This window comes from Natrinema altunense (genome assembly GCF_000731985.1).
In the GTDB taxonomy this organism is placed as follows: domain Archaea; phylum Halobacteriota; class Halobacteria; order Halobacteriales; family Natrialbaceae; genus Natrinema; species Natrinema altunense.
The window spans coordinates 286,244-301,001 of record NZ_JNCS01000002.1 but is presented as its reverse complement, the minus strand read 5'-3'; the positions used below and the strand labels follow the sequence as shown (position 1 = coordinate 301,001).

The 14,758-nt window shown below is 66.2% G+C and carries 16 protein-coding genes; 5 read left to right on the top strand and 11 right to left on the bottom strand.

Annotated elements, in window-relative coordinates; translation table 11 throughout:
• Positions 1-19: 19 nt before the first annotated feature.
• From ALTAJ2_RS05710 to ALTAJ2_RS05695, 4 genes are all read right to left on the bottom strand, one after another.
• Entirely contained in the window at positions 20-3,454 is a 3,435-nt protein-coding gene (locus ALTAJ2_RS05710) for an ATP-binding protein (protein WP_007108281.1), read from the bottom strand.
• On the bottom strand, positions 3,447-4,664 hold the full coding sequence (gene cheB, locus ALTAJ2_RS05705; protein ID WP_049899856.1) for a chemotaxis-specific protein-glutamate methyltransferase CheB: 1,218 nt from the start codon (positions 4,662-4,664) through the stop codon (positions 3,447-3,449). The genes ALTAJ2_RS05710 and cheB overlap by 8 nt, the downstream gene beginning before the upstream one ends.
• Complete coding sequence (cheY, locus tag ALTAJ2_RS05700) at positions 4,661-5,023, bottom strand: chemotaxis protein CheY (RefSeq protein ID WP_006181855.1); 363 nt, start codon at positions 5,021-5,023, stop codon at positions 4,661-4,663. The genes cheB and cheY overlap by 4 nt, the downstream gene beginning before the upstream one ends.
• Before the next feature lie 135 nt (positions 5,024-5,158).
• Positions 5,159-5,947, bottom strand: a complete 789-nt coding sequence (locus ALTAJ2_RS05695; protein ID WP_007108279.1) for a chemotaxis protein CheW — start codon at positions 5,945-5,947, stop codon at positions 5,159-5,161.
• A 232-nt stretch (positions 5,948-6,179) separates the two neighbouring features.
• Between ALTAJ2_RS05695 and ALTAJ2_RS05690 the strand changes: the two genes are divergently transcribed.
• Positions 6,180-6,635 (top strand): chemotaxis protein CheW, encoded by a 456-nt coding sequence (locus ALTAJ2_RS05690; RefSeq protein WP_007108278.1) that lies wholly within the window; start codon positions 6,180-6,182, stop codon positions 6,633-6,635.
• A 152-nt stretch (positions 6,636-6,787) separates the two neighbouring features.
• Here ALTAJ2_RS05690 and ALTAJ2_RS05685 read toward each other — a convergent pair whose 3' ends face one another.
• Genes ALTAJ2_RS05685 through tfe form a run of 3 tightly spaced genes read right to left on the bottom strand, consistent with a single transcriptional unit; the run spans position 6,788 to position 8,770 of the window.
• Positions 6,788-7,558, bottom strand: a complete 771-nt coding sequence (locus ALTAJ2_RS05685) for a DUF5803 family protein (RefSeq protein ID WP_007108277.1) — start codon at positions 7,556-7,558, stop codon at positions 6,788-6,790.
• Position 7,559: 1 nt separating this feature from the next.
• Complete coding sequence (locus ALTAJ2_RS05680) at positions 7,560-8,246, bottom strand: DUF2110 family protein (RefSeq protein WP_007108276.1); 687 nt, start codon at positions 8,244-8,246, stop codon at positions 7,560-7,562.
• Positions 8,246-8,770 (bottom strand): transcription factor E, encoded by a 525-nt coding sequence (gene tfe, locus ALTAJ2_RS05675; RefSeq protein ID WP_006186554.1) that lies wholly within the window; start codon positions 8,768-8,770, stop codon positions 8,246-8,248. Before tfe ends, ALTAJ2_RS05680 begins: the two co-directional genes overlap by 1 nt.
• 245 nt (positions 8,771-9,015) lie before the next feature.
• Here tfe and ALTAJ2_RS05670 point away from each other — a divergent pair, with 245 nt between their 5' ends.
• Positions 9,016-10,026, top strand: coding sequence for an MBL fold metallo-hydrolase (locus ALTAJ2_RS05670; protein WP_007108275.1), 1,011 nt, complete (start codon positions 9,016-9,018; stop codon positions 10,024-10,026).
• Between the two features lie 21 nt (positions 10,027-10,047).
• Here ALTAJ2_RS05670 and ALTAJ2_RS05665 read toward each other — a convergent pair whose 3' ends face one another.
• Entirely contained in the window at positions 10,048-11,625 is a 1,578-nt protein-coding gene (locus ALTAJ2_RS05665; RefSeq protein ID WP_007108274.1) for a class I adenylate-forming enzyme family protein, read from the bottom strand.
• Positions 11,626-11,756: 131 nt separating this feature from the next.
• On the opposite strand from ALTAJ2_RS05665, the gene ALTAJ2_RS05660 reads away from it, so the two are divergent.
• Positions 11,757-12,413 (top strand): hypothetical protein, encoded by a 657-nt coding sequence (locus tag ALTAJ2_RS05660; RefSeq protein ID WP_007108273.1) that lies wholly within the window; start codon positions 11,757-11,759, stop codon positions 12,411-12,413.
• A 10-nt stretch (positions 12,414-12,423) separates the two neighbouring features.
• On the opposite strand, the gene ALTAJ2_RS05655 is transcribed toward ALTAJ2_RS05660, so the two are convergent.
• The gene (locus tag ALTAJ2_RS05655; RefSeq protein ID WP_007108272.1) at positions 12,424-12,990 is read right to left on the bottom strand and encodes a tRNA (cytidine(56)-2'-O)-methyltransferase; all 567 of its coding nucleotides are present in this window, start codon (positions 12,988-12,990) and stop codon (positions 12,424-12,426) included.
• Between the two features lie 160 nt (positions 12,991-13,150).
• Here ALTAJ2_RS05655 and ALTAJ2_RS05650 point away from each other — a divergent pair, with 160 nt between their 5' ends.
• Positions 13,151-13,624, top strand: coding sequence for a cupin domain-containing protein (locus ALTAJ2_RS05650; RefSeq protein ID WP_007108271.1), 474 nt, complete (start codon positions 13,151-13,153; stop codon positions 13,622-13,624).
• Between the two features lie 86 nt (positions 13,625-13,710).
• Positions 13,711-13,938, top strand: coding sequence for a hypothetical protein (locus tag ALTAJ2_RS05645; protein WP_007108270.1), 228 nt, complete (start codon positions 13,711-13,713; stop codon positions 13,936-13,938).
• A 53-nt stretch (positions 13,939-13,991) separates the two neighbouring features.
• Here ALTAJ2_RS05645 and ALTAJ2_RS05640 read toward each other — a convergent pair whose 3' ends face one another.
• Positions 13,992-14,210, bottom strand: coding sequence for a hypothetical protein (locus ALTAJ2_RS05640; RefSeq protein ID WP_007108269.1), 219 nt, complete (start codon positions 14,208-14,210; stop codon positions 13,992-13,994).
• An 85-nt stretch (positions 14,211-14,295) separates the two neighbouring features.
• Entirely contained in the window at positions 14,296-14,757 is a 462-nt protein-coding gene (locus ALTAJ2_RS05635; RefSeq protein WP_007108268.1) for a universal stress protein, read from the bottom strand.
• Position 14,758 lies beyond the last annotated feature (1 nt).

Genomic DNA, 14,758 nt, shown 5'->3' with positions numbered 1-14,758 from the left:
TGTGGGTGTTCGCGTTCGTTCATAGTGTCGTCACGTCCAGGATGTTGACTACTTCCCCCCTCCCCCGCACCGTTGCACCGCTGAGACCCGGAATACCGCTCATAACGCCCTCGTAGGGCTTGACGACGACCTCCTGTTGACCCTGCACGTGATCGCAGTGCAGCGCCACCTCGCGGACCTCGTCGCGAATGCGGACGACCATCCCGTCGCCGTTCGCACCGGGAGCCGGCGTCTCGAGGACGTCGGCCAGTTCGATGACGGGATACTCGCCGTCGTCGCCGTGGAGCGTGGGTTCGCCGGCGGCCGTTTCGATCGCGGTCGCGGCTTCGATGTCCTGTACGGCCTTCGTCGGGATACCGAACTCCTCGCCGCCGCTTTCGATGAACAGGATTTCGTCGATCGCAACCGTCACCGGAAGCGTCATCGTGACGGTCGTCCCCTCGCCCTCGTCGCTGTCGATCGAGACCGTGCCGTCCAGGTCCTCGATCGTCCGCTTGACGACGTCCATGCCGACGCCGCGGCCGCTGACGTCCGTCACTTCGTCGGCCGTCGAAAGCCCGGGATGGAAGATGAGGTCGTACGCCTCCCCCTCGGAGAGGGCGGCGGCCTCCTCCGCGTCGAGAACCCCCGCGTCGACGGCTTCGTCGCGGAGCCGATCCGGATCGAGTCCGCTCCCGTCGTCCGCGACCGTGATCGTCACGCGGTCGCTCGAGCGATCGGCGTGGACCTCGACGGTCCCTTCGCGCGGTTTGCCGATCTCCTCGCGTCGCTCCGGGGCTTCGATCCCGTGGTCGACGGCGTTGCGAACCAGATGGATCAGCGGATCGCCGATCCGATCGAGGATACTCCGGTCCAGTTCGACGGTTTCGCCGCTTATCTCGAAGGCCACCTGCTTGTCCTGATCGCGGGCGATATCGCGAACGACCCGCGGCAGGCGACTCGTCACCGTCTGGAGCGGCACCAGTCGGATGTCCATCACTGTCTCCTGCAGATCGCTCGTCAGATCCGACAGCGCGTCGAGTTCCTTGTCGAGAGCCGTGCCATCGTCGTCCGCATCGGCCGCGTGGCGGAGGCGGACGCGACTGGTCACCAGTCCCTCCACGAGCGTGAGCAGGGAGTCGACTTGTTCGATGTCGACGCGAACCGACTGGATCTCGTCGTCCTCGTCGTCGGCGTCCGACCGGTCGCTCGTCTCCGGAAGCGAAACGTCCGGAATTTCCATCTCGGGCTCGTCGATGGTCCGGACGACGTCGGCGGAGTCGTCGGTTTCGGACCCGCTCCCGTCGTCACCGAACGATGCGGCGGCCGACAGGCTCGAGTCCGAATCGGTCTCGACGTCCGACGCGGGTTCCTCGAAGTCAGTCTCGTCGGTGTCGAACTCGGTGGTTCCGGGGAACGTCTCGTCGTCGGACTGTCCGCCCAGTTGCTCGTCGAACCCGCTGTCGAAGCTATCGTCCGACTCCGGCTCGGCGTCGGTCGTATCGGGCGAGAAGTCCGCGAACGAGTCGTCGACGTCGGCCGCGAAGCTGCCGTCGTCGAAGGGGTCCGACTCGTCGTCGGCCGTCCCGAAGTCGTCGTCGACGGCCGGCGTCGGCTCGACCTCGTCGCCGGTCCCGCCGAACGAGTCGGCCGCGAAGCTGCCGTCGGCCCCGGACTCCGTACCGTCCTCGGGTCCGTCGGCGACGGCCCCGTCTCCCGCGTCGGCCATCGCGTCGTCGGCCTCGGGATCGGTCTGCGGGGACGAGCCGTCGGACGCTGCGGGTTCGTCGGCTGCAGGGACAGCTGTGTCCTCGGCCGACCCGTCGTCGTCCGCATCGGGACGTTCGTCGGAAACGACAGTTTCGTCGGAACCGGCCGCAGCAGTGGCCGACCCGTCGGGACCCGCTTCGTGGGTTCCCGTCTCACCGCGCTCCGCGTCGGCCGCCGCCGAATCGTCGACGCCGTCTTCGGCGACCGTCTCCGCGTCCGGATCGGGCGCGGCGGTCGCTTCGTCGCTCGATCCCGCGTCGTCGGCCATCGACGCCGCAGTCTCGTCGGCATCGAACGTCACCTCGTCGACGGCATCGTCGAGCACGTCGTCGGCTTCGATCTCGTCGATCCCCTCCTCCGTCTCCGGCTCAGCGTCCGGTTCCGAGCCGACCAGGATATCGTCGACCGCGTCCGCCGACGGCTCCTCGTCGTCGAGGAACGAGTCGTCGGCGGCGTCTTCGCCGAGGAGTTCGTCCATATCGACCTCCTCCTCTTCGTCGAACTCGTCGAACTCGAGTTCCTCGAGTTCGTCCTGGAGTTCGTCGAACCCGACCATCTCGACCTCGTCTTTGAGTTCGTCGAAGACCGCGCCGGCGTCGTCGACTTCGTCGTCGTCGGCATCGGACGGAGACGACGCGTCTCCGGCCGCGTCGTCGGCCGTCGACTCCGCGGTCCCGTCGGTCGGGCCGTCATCCGCATCGCGGGCCCCACCCGGCGGTTCGCCCGGATCGGCGTCGAGTTCGTCGATGTCCTCTTCGTCCAGCAGATCGTCGAACGACCCGGCTTCGCCCATGTCCTCGAACGCGTCGAGGTCCTCGTCCTCGACGTCGTCGACCATCTCGTCTAAGTTATCGAACTCGTCGAACTCGTCCAAGAGGTCGTCGACTTCGAGGTCCTGGGCCTCGTCGGAGGAGATCCCCTCACCCGGTTCGGAATCGGCCGCCGACTCCGCCCCGGGCGCGCCTGCGACTGCATTTTCGCCCTCGAACCGATCGGAGACGTCGACGATTTCGAACTCGTCGACCTCCTCGACCGGATCGAGTCCCGAGGCGATCGCAGCCTCGCCGACCGCGGTCCCGAAGACCGCGTCGAAACTCCCGCCGTAGTCCCCGGTCTCGATCGTTTCGCGGGGCGGGTCGGTTCCGATCAGATCGAAGGCGTCGATCAGTGCATCGACGACCAGTTCCCCGTTGTTGATGCCCGCTTCCTGTGCGATCTCGAGGCGGGCGAGATAGACGTCGTGACCGTCGTCGGCCGGCGGCTCGAACCGGGCACAGACGTCGTCGATTTCGTCCGCCGTCGGCGGTTCGACTCCCGCGTTCGTCCCGTCAGCATCGGGGAGGTGGTCACGAAGCGATTCGATCGTCGCCGACGGGTCGGTCCGGATCTCGCCGGTTTCGGCGACCTCGCCGATCATCGTCTCGAGTTCGTCGACGGCGTCGAAGACGACGTCCATCAACGACGCGGTCACATCGAGTTCGTCGCGGCGGACGGCATCGAGCAGGTCCTCGATCGCGTGGGCGAGGTCGCTGGCCGACTCCAGTCCCATCGCCCCGCAGTTCCCCTTGAGGGTGTGTGCGATCCGGAAGATGTTCTCCATCGCCTCCTCGTCGTCGGGCTCGCGCTCGAGGGTGAGCAAGGCGTTGTTCAGTTCCGTAATCCGTTCTTCGCTCTCCTGAACGAAGTCTGTCAGATAATCACTCATCGTTCTCACCGTCCGTCGTGAACGCGTCGACGATCGCCTCGGCGATGCCGTTTGCGGGCGCGATCGTATCGACACAGCCCGTTTCGATTGCCTGACAGGGGATGCCAAAGACCGGACTCGTCGCCTCGTCCTGTGCGATGGTCCGACCGCCGGCGGCCTTGATCGCCTCGATCCCGGCCGCCCCGTCGCGGCCCATTCCGGTCAGGACGATGCCACAGAGCGCATCGGAGACCCGTTCGGCGGCGCTCTCCATCGTCACGTCGATCGACGGTCGCACGCCGTGGACGCGCTTGCCGTCGTCGAGTCGCAGGCGAAGGGCACCGTTGACGTTGCGCGCTACCTCGAGATGGTGGTTGCCCGGTGCAACCGCAACCTCGCCGGCGCGGACCCAGTCCCGGTCCGCCGCCTCGCTGACGTCGTACGCGCTGTTCGCGTCGAGTCGGTCGGCGAATCGCTCGGTGAATCCGGGTGGCATATGCTGGACGACCAGCACTTTCGCCTCGAGATCGGCCGGGAGTCGTTCGAACAGTCGCTCGACGATCTTTGGCCCGCCGGTCGACGCGCCGAGGACGACCGTCGGTGCATCGGCGCGGTCCCCGTCGACGGCGACCGGAGCCGCGTCCTCGTCAGGATCGATGGGAGCGCCGATCCCCGGTCCCGCCTCGGGATCGATCGTCCCGGAGTCGGGATTCAGTCGGGTCTCCGCCCCGCCGCCGGCGACCGCGTTGCCGGTCGTCGTTCCTCGACCCGCACTGTCGGCGCGCCCCGAGCGAGTCGCGTAGGCCGCCGCCGAGGCCCGCGCGAGTGCTACCGACGAGACGTCGGCCTCGGCGAGTTCGTCGACCGCGTCGACGACATCGTCGCTGAGGTGGGCGATGTTTCGTGAGTCCGAACCGTCGGGCTTGTGAAGGAAGTCAACGGCCCCCCGCTCCAAGGCATCGAGCGTCGCCTCAGCACCGCGTTCGGTGTGCACGCTGAGCATGAGAATCGGGGTCGGGTTCGTCGTCATGATTCGCTCGACGGCGTCGATACCGCCCATTTCGGGCATCTCGACGTCCATCGTCACGACATCCGGATCGAACGTGGCGACGGTCTCGACGGCCTCGGAACCGTTCGAAGCCGTTTCGATATCGTAGCCAGCCGCCTCGAGCGCGTTGCCGATGACTGTCCGCATAAACCTCGAGTCGTCGACAACGAGTACTCTCGTCATGCAGCGACGACGTCTGAAAGGGCCTTTCTGACGCTGGGTTCCTCGAACGGTTTCGTGACGTAGCCGTCCGCGCCAGCTTTCACGGCGAGTTTCATTTTCTCACGCTGTCCGACGCTCGTACACATGATGACGCGGGCGTCCGGGTCGATCTTCTTGATCGCCGCGGTCGCCTTGATGCCGTTGCATTTGGGCATCACGATGTCCATCATGACGATGTCGGGATCGTGTTCTTTGTACAGTTTGACGGCCTCAGCGCCGTTGGACGCCTCTCCGAGAATGCGGTAATCTTGTTCCAAGATCTGGCGCAATAGATTCCGCATAAAATGAGAGTCGTCCACGATGAGCACCCCTGTCGACATTCAGTAGTACACCAAACTCCCGTAGAGATACAACTACCATAAATGCTGTCTCTCGATTATCAGACGTGATAAGCGTTGAATACGCCCCGGAGAGCCCAGTCACCGCGGGGGATCCCGATCTACGGGTTGCGGAAATTATTGCGGCTGCCCGGACGCTAATAACAGCTTGTTGACATCGATCAGCGCAGTCGCCTCGACGACGACTTCCCGCGTCGAATCGTCGTCCTCCTCTTCGGCCGGTTCGGGGGCCGCCTCGTCGGTCGGTTCGACCTCGAAGGCCTCCCCCATCGACTCCTCGATGCCACCGCTCGTCCCGCGTGCCGACGACAGCGTCGTCGATCCGCCCGTCCCCGCAGGGCCGCCGAGTGCGGGTCCGGCCGTCGCGTCGGCGGCGTCGTCCGTTACGACATCGTCGGCGTCGGTGTGGAGTTCCCGTTCCTGTGTAACGAGCGCGGCGATCAGGGGATGCTCGAGGACGTCACCGGAGAGGTCGCTGTTCTCGACGGTGTCCTCGTCGAAAATGTTGCTTTCGGGGATCGACTCGACGCCCATGACCTCGTCGACCCGGATCGCAACCGATTGCTGGTCGCTCGCCCGGTCGAGCACGAGGAGTCGCTCACGGCCCGACCGGGATTCGGTGACGGGGAAGTGTACGGACGGGTCGATAACCGCGGTGACCTCCCCACGGAGGTCCATCAGTCCCTCGATAGCCGAGGGTGACCGCGGGACTCGAGTGAGCTCCGTCGGCGGTTCGGTGATGGTCCTGACCGCGCCGACCGGCAGCGCGAGTCGGTGTTCGCCGAGGCCGACGAAGAGAAACTGGAGATGGAGTTCCTCCTCGCCGTCGCCGGCGGTTGCATCGCCGCTCCGATCGGCGTCGTCGATATCGAGTCCGAGAAGCTTTTCCGAGAGGTCCGGGGCCATGGTCCTGTTCGTGTATCAGGGTCCACCAATAAAACGTTGACTCCACCGTGATTGTTCCGATTGCTGACGACTCCGCTCGCGGACCGAACTCAACCGCACGCGTTTCCTCGTCTGACGGGGATCGACCTCGCCGATCGGCGCGATCGCTCATTCGGGGTTCCCGAGTGCGGTTTCGCACGAACAGATCGCCCATCAGAAGGCTTATTTTCCGACCACCCATCCGTTAGCCGAAATGGATCCGGTTTCGACCGAGCGGGCCGAGCGCGACGAGCGCGTCACAGTCCTGACGTTCGCCCTCGAGGAAAAGCTGTACTGCGTCACGGCTACATCGATCACCTCCGTGCTCGGTGTCACGGAGGACGACTCCCTCGTCGACGCCGACGATCCGTGGAACGCGGGGACCGTCCACGTCGCCGGGGAACGGATCAGAGTCGTCGATTTACCGCGGGTGTTCGGGTCGTCGTTCGAGACGGCGGCTCGAGTCGATCATCCGAAACTGCTCGTCTTTTCGGCCACCGACGGCGACGACCGCAACTACGGCTGGCTCGTCGATGGCGTCGACGTGACCACGGACATCCACACCGCCTCGCTCGAGCCCCCACGGATAGAGACGCGCCACGTCAGGGGACGGCTCGAGATCGACGAGCGCGAAGTCATCTGGCTCGACGAGCAGGCGATTCACGGGTAACGTCCGGGTGTCGAGGCCGAGGACCGGAACCGACGAGCGATCGCCCGGGTTCGACGGGCAGAACGAGAAGGGGATCTGGGGTCGGACGGAAATCGATGCGGTCCGTAATGATGGGAGCCGCAGCGTCTCGATCCGTTAGTCCGGGCGGGCCTTCACAGGAGTCCGGGCGGGCCGCCGTCCGAATCGTCGTCGGTGTCGATATCGAGACCGAACTCCTCGCGTTCCTTTTGGAGTCGCTTGACCTGTCGGTAGTAGTAGCCGATGCCGACGCCGCCGAGCAGGACGACGGCCCCGATGAGGCCGAGGAACAGCGGAACGTCCCGCGCGAGGTAGTACCGGAGCGAGATCGTGCTGTCGAGGTCGTCCCAAGAGAGGCGCTCCCGGCCGTCGACGACCTCTCGTTCGTACCCGTTCGGCGAGACATCGCCGAACAGGAAGTTCGACGTCCGATGGCCCTCCGGAACCGTCACTTCGTACGACCCCTCGACGTAGGCCGGCAATCGGAACGTCTTCCGGCCGGCGTCGCCGGAGAACGCGAGCGTCCCGTTCTCGTCGGGTACCTGGACGGTCGTCTTCGACCGGCCCTGTTCGACGTCGAGTTCCGAGCCCGTGAGCTCGGTCCCGTTGGGATACCAGTAGCGGACGCTGTTGATCTCCAAGGGTTCCTCGCGGAAGAGCGTAGACCGGTACAGCGACAGTTCTTCGGACCCGTTGAGATCGTAGACCGCCCGGAATTCGCCGTCGCTGATCAGATTGCCGTCGTCGAGATCGATCGCGACGTCCGCCTCGCTGTCACGCAGCTCGCTGTAGTTCCCATCCTGATCGAGCTGTTCGTCCGAAATACCGCCGGAAAATGCCGAACAGCCCGCTAGCGTCGCGAGCAGTGCGATCGCGATCGCCGCGAGAACGAGCCGTCGATTCATACTAGGGAACGACACACCGGAGTTCGGCCGGGAGATACTCGCCCACGCTCGCGAGCAGTCCCGGTGGATCGGTGTGTTCGGTACAGATGACGCTCTGCTCGAGCAGGCCGAGCCGCTCGACGGTGACGTAGTCCTGTGCGTGCCCCGCCCGGTTGAGCGTGGCGCGGACTTCCGCTCGGGTCGCGCTGTTGACGTTGAGCCGCCCGTCGCCGCGGGTCCACTCGTAGAGGCGATCCTGCTCCGTCTCGGCGAGTCGCGACGGCTCCTCGCCGTCGGCACCGCCGTAGACGAACCGCAGGGGCAGATGTTGGACCAGTCCGTACCGTTCGCGGATCTGCGTCGCCGACCCCGGGCCGAGCCCGAGTTCGTCGGTCGGGATCCGGACGCCGTCGCCCTGTCCGGCGTCGAGGACGAACCCGTCTTCGTCCCAGGACTCGAGGGTGCCGACGTAGGTGTCGCCGGCCTGGAGATCGGGGACGATCTCGCCGAACTCCTCGCGGAGGACGTTACGCGCGACCGTGGCGTCGTCGCCGTCGATCGTTACCGACGGGAAGTCGTCGTGACGGATCCCGATCTCGAACTCCGCGTCGAGTTCGCCGATCTCGTTGGTCACCAGCGAGCGCAGCGAATCCAGCGACCGCTCGCGGGCCTCGCCTTCGACGTAGAGTTTCGTTGCAAGTACGACCATTAGGCGTCCGCGTCGATGTTGAGTTCGTCCTCGAGGGCGTCGAGGCGGTCGTCCATCGCGTCGACCAGTCGGTTGTTATCCATCGATTCCAGCGGGGAGCCACATTCGGGACACTCGAAGTTGAAGTCCATCGCCTCGCCGAACTCGAACCGGATAGAGCAGATCTCACAGAGGTAGAACTCGTGGTTGCGCTCGTACTCCCGGCGCTCGTCGAGGGCCTCGTGGAGCCGATACATCTCCTCTTCTAAGTTCTCCGGGATGTTGTCGTACTCGAAGGTCCAGAGATAGGTCAGCCACCCCGAGTCCTCGTCGCGCAGTCGCCGATACGTGGCGAGATCGTTCTCGTAGAGAATGAACAGCGCGCGCCGCACGTCGTTCAACTCGAGGTCGAGTTCCTCCGCGAGCTCCTCGTCGGTCACCTCGCCGTCAGGGGGGGCCGCCGCGACGGGCATCCCCTTCGGACCGACCAGCTCGTGCAAATATTTCTGGATCACCGGGTCCTCGAGCAGGTCCTCAAAAGCCATTACCCGCATGTAACGGCATGGAGCCATTAAAGCTTGTCAAGTGGACCCGCCCCCGGTGGCGCGCGCTACGGCCGCCTGCGTGAGAACCGACGGCAGCCGCCGCTGCGGAGAGCCACACCCGTCGGAGGAAGGCGGCAAAAGCAGTACGGAAGCCCTCATCGCCCGGTCGGGAAGGGACTTCCCGACACGACCGCCGGCGCGTTCGAGCGCGACGCTTATGATGCTGGCTCGGCGTTTTCGAGACAATGACTCCCGACGCTTCCTGCGGTGGCGCTCGTCTGGAGACCGTCTGCTCGCGGATTCATCGCCTCGAGTTCGACGTTCCCTGGCCACCCAAACACGTCGCCGCCTACCTGCTCGAGGGACCCGAACCGATCCTGATCGACGCGGGCGCACCCGACGAGACGGGCGGCTCGGACCGCGTCGGCGAGACGGAACTGCGCGAGGGGCTCGCCGAGGTCGACGCCGTCCCAGCCGACATCGACCACGTTCTCGTGACCCACATCCACAGCGACCACATCGGCCAACTCCCCGCACTCCGGGCGGCCGGCGCGACGGTTCACGCGCCGAAAGCGGGGCTCGCCCGGCTCGAGACCGACCTGGACACCGTCCGGGCCGGCCTCCGGGAGACGGCGCGGTCGGCGGGCTACGACGACGACCTCGAGACGGTACTCGAGGAGGAACTCGACTCGCGTCGTCGGGACCGTCGGCTGGTCGACGGCGAGAGTGCCCGGCCGATCGATCCGACCGAGCCGTTCGCCGTCGGCGGCCGCGAGTTCCGGGTCTTCGAGACGCCGGGCCACGAGATCGATCACCTGTGCTTCGAGACGACCGTCGAGGGGACCGACGTGCTTTTCGCCGGCGACGCGCTCATCGAGCCGTTTCGCGCGGGGGCCTTCCACGTCGGCTTCGACCGCGGTGCCTACGAGGCCGTCGACGCCTACTACGAGGCCATGGACCGACTACAGGGAACGTCCGCGACGCACGTCTTCCCCGGCCACGGCCCCGTCTTCGAGGACCCCCAGCGAGTCGTCGAGACGACGCGCGACCGATTGGATACGCTGCTCGCGGAGACGGCGACGGCGCTCGAGGCGATCGAGCCGGCGACGCCGCGTGCGATCGCCGAAGAGCGCGTCGGCAACGTCCGCTATCACGCGCCCGTACTCGATACGCTCGGGGCGCTGGGGACGCTCGAGACGCGCGGTCGGGTTTCCTACGAGACCGAAGAGGGCGTCCGATACTACGAGACGGCGTAGGACCTCGAGACAACCGGTGTCCTACTCCTCGCGCTCCTCGAGTTTGTACTTCTGAATCTTGCCGCTCGTCGTCCGGGGCAGTTCCGCGACGAACTCGACCTCGCGGGGATGTTTGTAGCTGGCCACCGCCGCCAGACAGAACTCCGTGATCTCCTCGGCGGTGACGTCGCTGCCGGGAGCAATGCCCTCGGACGTGACCACGAACGCCTTCGGCACCTCGTTGCGCCGCTCGTCCGGAATCCCGACGACGGCGACGTCCGCGACGGCCTCGTGCTCCAGGATGAGGTCCTCGAGTTCGCTGGGATAGACGTTGTAGCCGGCGGTGTTGATCATGTGTTTCTTCCGGTCGACGATTTCGTAGTAGTTGTTCCCATCGCGACGGGCGATATCGCCCGTGCGAAGGAACCCGTTCTCGGTGAAGGCGGCCGCGGTCGCCTCGGGCAACTCGAGATAGCCCGCCATGACCTGCGGGCCGCGGACGAGGAGTTCGCCCTCCTCGCCGGGGCCGACTTCCGTACCCGAATCGTCGACGATCTTGCAGTCGGTCATCCGGAGCGGTTGGCCGATCGTCCCGTGTTTCAGTCCGAAGGTCGACCCCGACTGCGTGTGGGTTGCGCCGTGGGTCTCGGTGAGGCCGTATCCCTCGGCGATATCGACGCCCGCGGTCTCCTCGAACCGCTCCTGAACTGCCGTCGAAAGCTTCGCGCCGCCCTCGGAGGCCGACTCGAGGCTGGTGAGATCGTACTCGCCGAAGTCGTCGGTCTCGACCATATCCGCGTACATCGTCGTGACGCCGACGAAGTGAGTGATCACCTCGTCCTCGATGAGTTGCAGGCACTCCTGGGCGTCCCACTCGAGTGCGCTCCGGAAGTAGAGCCGTCCGCCGCCGACCAGCGGCTGGAGGGCGGTGTGGGTGAAGCCGGTGATGTGATAGAGTGGGAGCCAGGTCAGGCTGCGAACGTCCGCCGGCTCGACGTCGACGTTCGAGGCTGTCAGCGGCCACAGCAGCTGTGCGCGGGTGTTTTCGTGGGTGAGCTTGACTCCCTTCGGATCGCCGGTCGTCCCCGAGGTGTAGGGCAACAGCGCTACGTCGTCGTCGGCCCGCTCGACCAGCGTCGGCTCGCCACGCAACTCCTCGAACGCGTGATCGTCCGGGTCCCGCTCCCAGTCCTCGCTCCGGATGGTGATCACCGCGGGCTCCACGTCGGCGTCCGCGGTCGCCTGGGCCACGACGTCCCGGAGCGCGGGGTGGGTGATGACGGCGCTCGCGTCCGTATCCGTCAGCTGGTAGGCCACTTCGCGGCGCTTGTACTGAGGATTGACCGGCGAAATTTCGACGCCGGCCTTGAACGCGCCGATCGAGGCGATCAGGTACTGCGGACAGTTCGGCAAGAAGAGCAGGGCTCGATCGCCGGGCTCGAGGCCGATCTCGTGGAATCCGCCGGCGAGTTCGGCGGTCCAGTCGCGGACGTCCGCGTGGGTCCAGCGCCGGCCGTGATGTTCCATCGCCTGTGCGTCCCCGTGGTGGGCGGCCGTCCGATCGAACAGTTTCGCGACGTTGCCCGTTCGCGCGGCGTCGTCGATCGCCGTCAGGTCCATGCATTGTGGTACCGCCGACCACGTTTAAAACCTTATATCTCTAACACCCGACGGTCGGAAGCAAGTTGGCGAGCCCGGCCGAACCGTGACGAGCGATACACTTAGGAGCGATACTGTTGTATTGCCGATAGATGGATCTCGAGTCGGTGACTCGACTGCGTGACTGCATCGACCGAGTCGATGTCGCCGTCGCCGCCGTCGGCACCGGAGCGGCCACCGGTCTCGACGTGGCGCCGAGCGTGATCGGATCGGTCCTCGGGTTCGCGGTCGGTGGAGCACTTTTCGAGGCCGCGCTCGACGAGGTCGACGTCGATCCGGCGCTGTGCTGGCTCGCCTTCGGGGTAGTCGCCGTGGCGGCGGGTATCGTCCAGTTACGGGCAGGGAGCCGCTGGGTCGGTCCTGCGCTGCTGGCGGCTGGCTGCTGGATCTGCCTCGACGGCCTGGCCGCCCGGCGGACCGACGACGACACGGCGGAGACCGACGAACCCGACCTGACGGACGACGAGTACCACCTCGTCGCACTGCACAGCCGCTGGCTGCTCGAGGAACTGCGCGAGGCCGACCGGCCGCTCACGAAGGCGGAGATCTGCGACCGAACCGGACTCATGGAGGCGGACTTCGAGCGACTGCTCGCGGTCCACGGTGGCTCGGGCCCGATCGAACGGGTGGGCAACGGCTACGGACTCGCCAAGGACGAAACCGGGGTCCTCGCGGCTGCCCGGACGGCCGTCGGGATGATCTGGGACCGGCTCGTCCGGCCGGTTCGACTGGTCGCCTCTCGTCGGTGACACCCGCTCGTTACTCCGCGTCGGACGCGGACTCGTCCCCCGTCGCTTCGACGCGCTTGCCCGTCTCCATCGGGATCACGTGCCGGTCGGCGTCGGCCCACTCCCGCTCGAGTTCCCGCCCCTCGAACAGGCGGTCGAGGAAGACCGCCAGTCCGGCCACTTCGGAGTGGGGCTGGTTCGTGACGCCGACGTTCCAGTCGGCTTCCTCGTAGACGTCGAACGGGACCTTCTCGGAGCCGACGACGAGCAAGAGCGGCTCGCCCGCGTCGGCGTGAGTCGCCCGGATCTCGTCCTCGATGTCCTGGACGCGCTCGCCGTACATCGTGAGGTGGACGACGTTCCCCTCCCAGTTGCGGATGATCCCCTGTGGGCCCTCGATGAGTTCGGCTTCGAAGGGGCCGCCGAAGCGATCGGTGATGTCCGCGACGGTCTCGAGCGACTGGCCGGCGTTGTCGGGAAAGAGCACGCGGTCGGCCCCCAGCGCCCGCGCGGTCAGTCCGACGTGGGTCGTCATCCGGTCGTCCCGGCCGGGGCGGTGGCCGAGTCGAAGGACGGCGACCTCGGTGTCGTCGTGCATGTCCGTATTCACTCTCGGGCGAGGTTAGGGGGTTTCGTTTTCCGCTGCCGACGATCGATCGAGTTCGCTCCGTGCGACCCCCGGCGCAGACGGCTCGCGTGTCGCTCGAGTCCGAACCGGTCACGAACCTTCACTATTCGAGGTGACGTACGCCCGCGGTATGGAGAAACGCAACGAGGCCGACATCGAGTGGAACGAGTACGACCACGAGGAACCCGCGTTCCGCCGGAAGGAGCTCTCGAACGCCGTCGACGCTTCGGCCCTCGGCTGTAGCCTCTACGAACTCCCGCCCGGCGCACGCTCCTGGCCCTACCACTACCACACGGCAAACGAGGAAGCGCTCTACGTGCTGGCGGGCGACGGCCGATTGAAAACGGAGAACGGCCTCGAGCCGCTGACGGCCGGCGACTACGTGACCCTCCCAGCGGACGAACGCGGCGGCCACAGAGTCGTCAACGACGGCGCGGATCCGCTCCGGTATCTGGCGATATCGACGATGAACGAGCCGGACGTGACGGTCTACCCGGAATCGGACAAATTCGGCGTCTTCGTCGGCTCGCCGCCGGGGGGCCGCGACGAACGGCCGCTCGAGGGCTACTATCGCATCGACGACGAGACGGACTACTGGGAATAGCGCCACGCCGCCCTCCGGCCGGTTCCTGCCCCGGAACCGCCGGTGGACACCCATAGCTATTTGATAGCATACGACTAACCGCCGGTATGACCAACGAGGGGGACGACGACCGATGGGCGACGTTCACCGAGGGGTTCGTCGTTCCGATCGCCGGCCTGTTGGCGCTTCTGTTCGCCGTCATGGCCGGCATGACCGTTCGACCGGCCCTGTCCGGCGCCGCGTCGGACCGCTTGACACCGCTCATTTTCGCCGGCGGGGCCCTCCTGTGTTTCCGTATCCGCCAGCGGGCGGTCGCGGCTCGAGACGACGACTGAGACGGAAGAACCGATGTCGCGCCGTCGAACCGGGTTCACGCCCGGTCCCGCCGTCACTGCCGGGTGGCCTGCTCGAGCGAGAAGAAGAAGCCGAAGTAGGCGACGATGCCTGCGAGCATGAACATGTAGAAGGCCCATCTGGGGGCGTCGACGAAGACGAAATCGAAGAGGAATCGCACGAGTGCGACCCAGACGACGGCGAACAGCAGGTCGTAGATCATCCCGGTCCCGTTGTCCGCGATGTGTTCGCGTACTCGGTCGATAACGCTCATCGAGGCTGCCCTCCCGAACGCCGTGATACTGAGTCTCTCATGGTGACGAATCGTGTCGATGGTGTCGCAGTCGTGTGTGGCCGCGTCAGTCCTCGTCGGTGTAGTCGACGACCAGGACGGGAACGTGCGTCGAGCGGAGCACGCGCTCGGTGACGCTCCCGAGCAACGCCCGGCGGACGCCGGAGCGACCGTGACTGCCGATCACGATGAGGTCGATATCGTTGTCCGCGGCGTAGTCGGCGATCATCCGGTGGGGCTGGCCGCCGGCGTGACGCTCGGTCGCAGTCAGACCGGCCGCCTCGGCCGCGTTCGTGACGTAAGCGGTCGCCTCCTCGGCGTCCTCGCGTAGCTCCGTCATGCCTTCGAACTGGCCCTGTCGGATTCGGTCGACCTGTTCGGCCCCCAGTCCGTACGCGATCGCGTCGGTGTCGGCGACGAACAGCGCGTGAATCTCCGCGTCGTACTTCGTGGCGATATCGATCGCCTGCTCGACCGCTGCTTCCGCGACGTTGCTCCCGTCCGTCGGCACGAGTATGCGTTCGTACATG

Bases quoted from the DNA above. Each gene is read 5' to 3' on its own strand.
- ALTAJ2_RS05635 (WP_007108268.1), bottom strand. From the start codon at position 14,757: ATGTACGAACGCATACTCGTGCCGACGGACGGGAGCAACGTCGCGGAA.
- ALTAJ2_RS05680 (WP_007108276.1), bottom strand. From the start codon at position 8,246: ATGGTCGTACTTGCAACGAAACTCTACGTCGAAGGCGAGGCCCGCGAG.
- cheB (WP_049899856.1), bottom strand. From the start codon at position 4,664: ATGACGAGAGTACTCGTTGTCGACGACTCGAGGTTTATGCGGACAGTC.
- tfe (WP_006186554.1), bottom strand. From the start codon at position 8,770: ATGGCTTTTGAGGACCTGCTCGAGGACCCGGTGATCCAGAAATATTTG.
- ALTAJ2_RS05640 (WP_007108269.1), bottom strand. From the start codon at position 14,210: ATGAGCGTTATCGACCGAGTACGCGAACACATCGCGGACAACGGGACC.
- ALTAJ2_RS05650 (WP_007108271.1), top strand. From the start codon at position 13,151: ATGGAGAAACGCAACGAGGCCGACATCGAGTGGAACGAGTACGACCAC.
- ALTAJ2_RS05665 (WP_007108274.1), bottom strand. From the start codon at position 11,625: ATGGACCTGACGGCGATCGACGACGCCGCGCGAACGGGCAACGTCGCG.
- ALTAJ2_RS05690 (WP_007108278.1), top strand. From the start codon at position 6,180: ATGGATCCGGTTTCGACCGAGCGGGCCGAGCGCGACGAGCGCGTCACA.
- ALTAJ2_RS05660 (WP_007108273.1), top strand. From the start codon at position 11,757: ATGGATCTCGAGTCGGTGACTCGACTGCGTGACTGCATCGACCGAGTC.
- ALTAJ2_RS05655 (WP_007108272.1), bottom strand. From the start codon at position 12,990: ATGCACGACGACACCGAGGTCGCCGTCCTTCGACTCGGCCACCGCCCC.
- ALTAJ2_RS05695 (WP_007108279.1), bottom strand. From the start codon at position 5,947: ATGGCCCCGGACCTCTCGGAAAAGCTTCTCGGACTCGATATCGACGAC.
- ALTAJ2_RS05710 (WP_007108281.1), bottom strand. From the start codon at position 3,454: ATGAGTGATTATCTGACAGACTTCGTTCAGGAGAGCGAAGAACGGATT.
- ALTAJ2_RS05645 (WP_007108270.1), top strand. From the start codon at position 13,711: ATGACCAACGAGGGGGACGACGACCGATGGGCGACGTTCACCGAGGGG.
- ALTAJ2_RS05685 (WP_007108277.1), bottom strand. From the start codon at position 7,558: ATGAATCGACGGCTCGTTCTCGCGGCGATCGCGATCGCACTGCTCGCG.
- ALTAJ2_RS05670 (WP_007108275.1), top strand. From the start codon at position 9,016: ATGACTCCCGACGCTTCCTGCGGTGGCGCTCGTCTGGAGACCGTCTGC.
- cheY (WP_006181855.1), bottom strand. From the start codon at position 5,023: ATGTCGACAGGGGTGCTCATCGTGGACGACTCTCATTTTATGCGGAAT.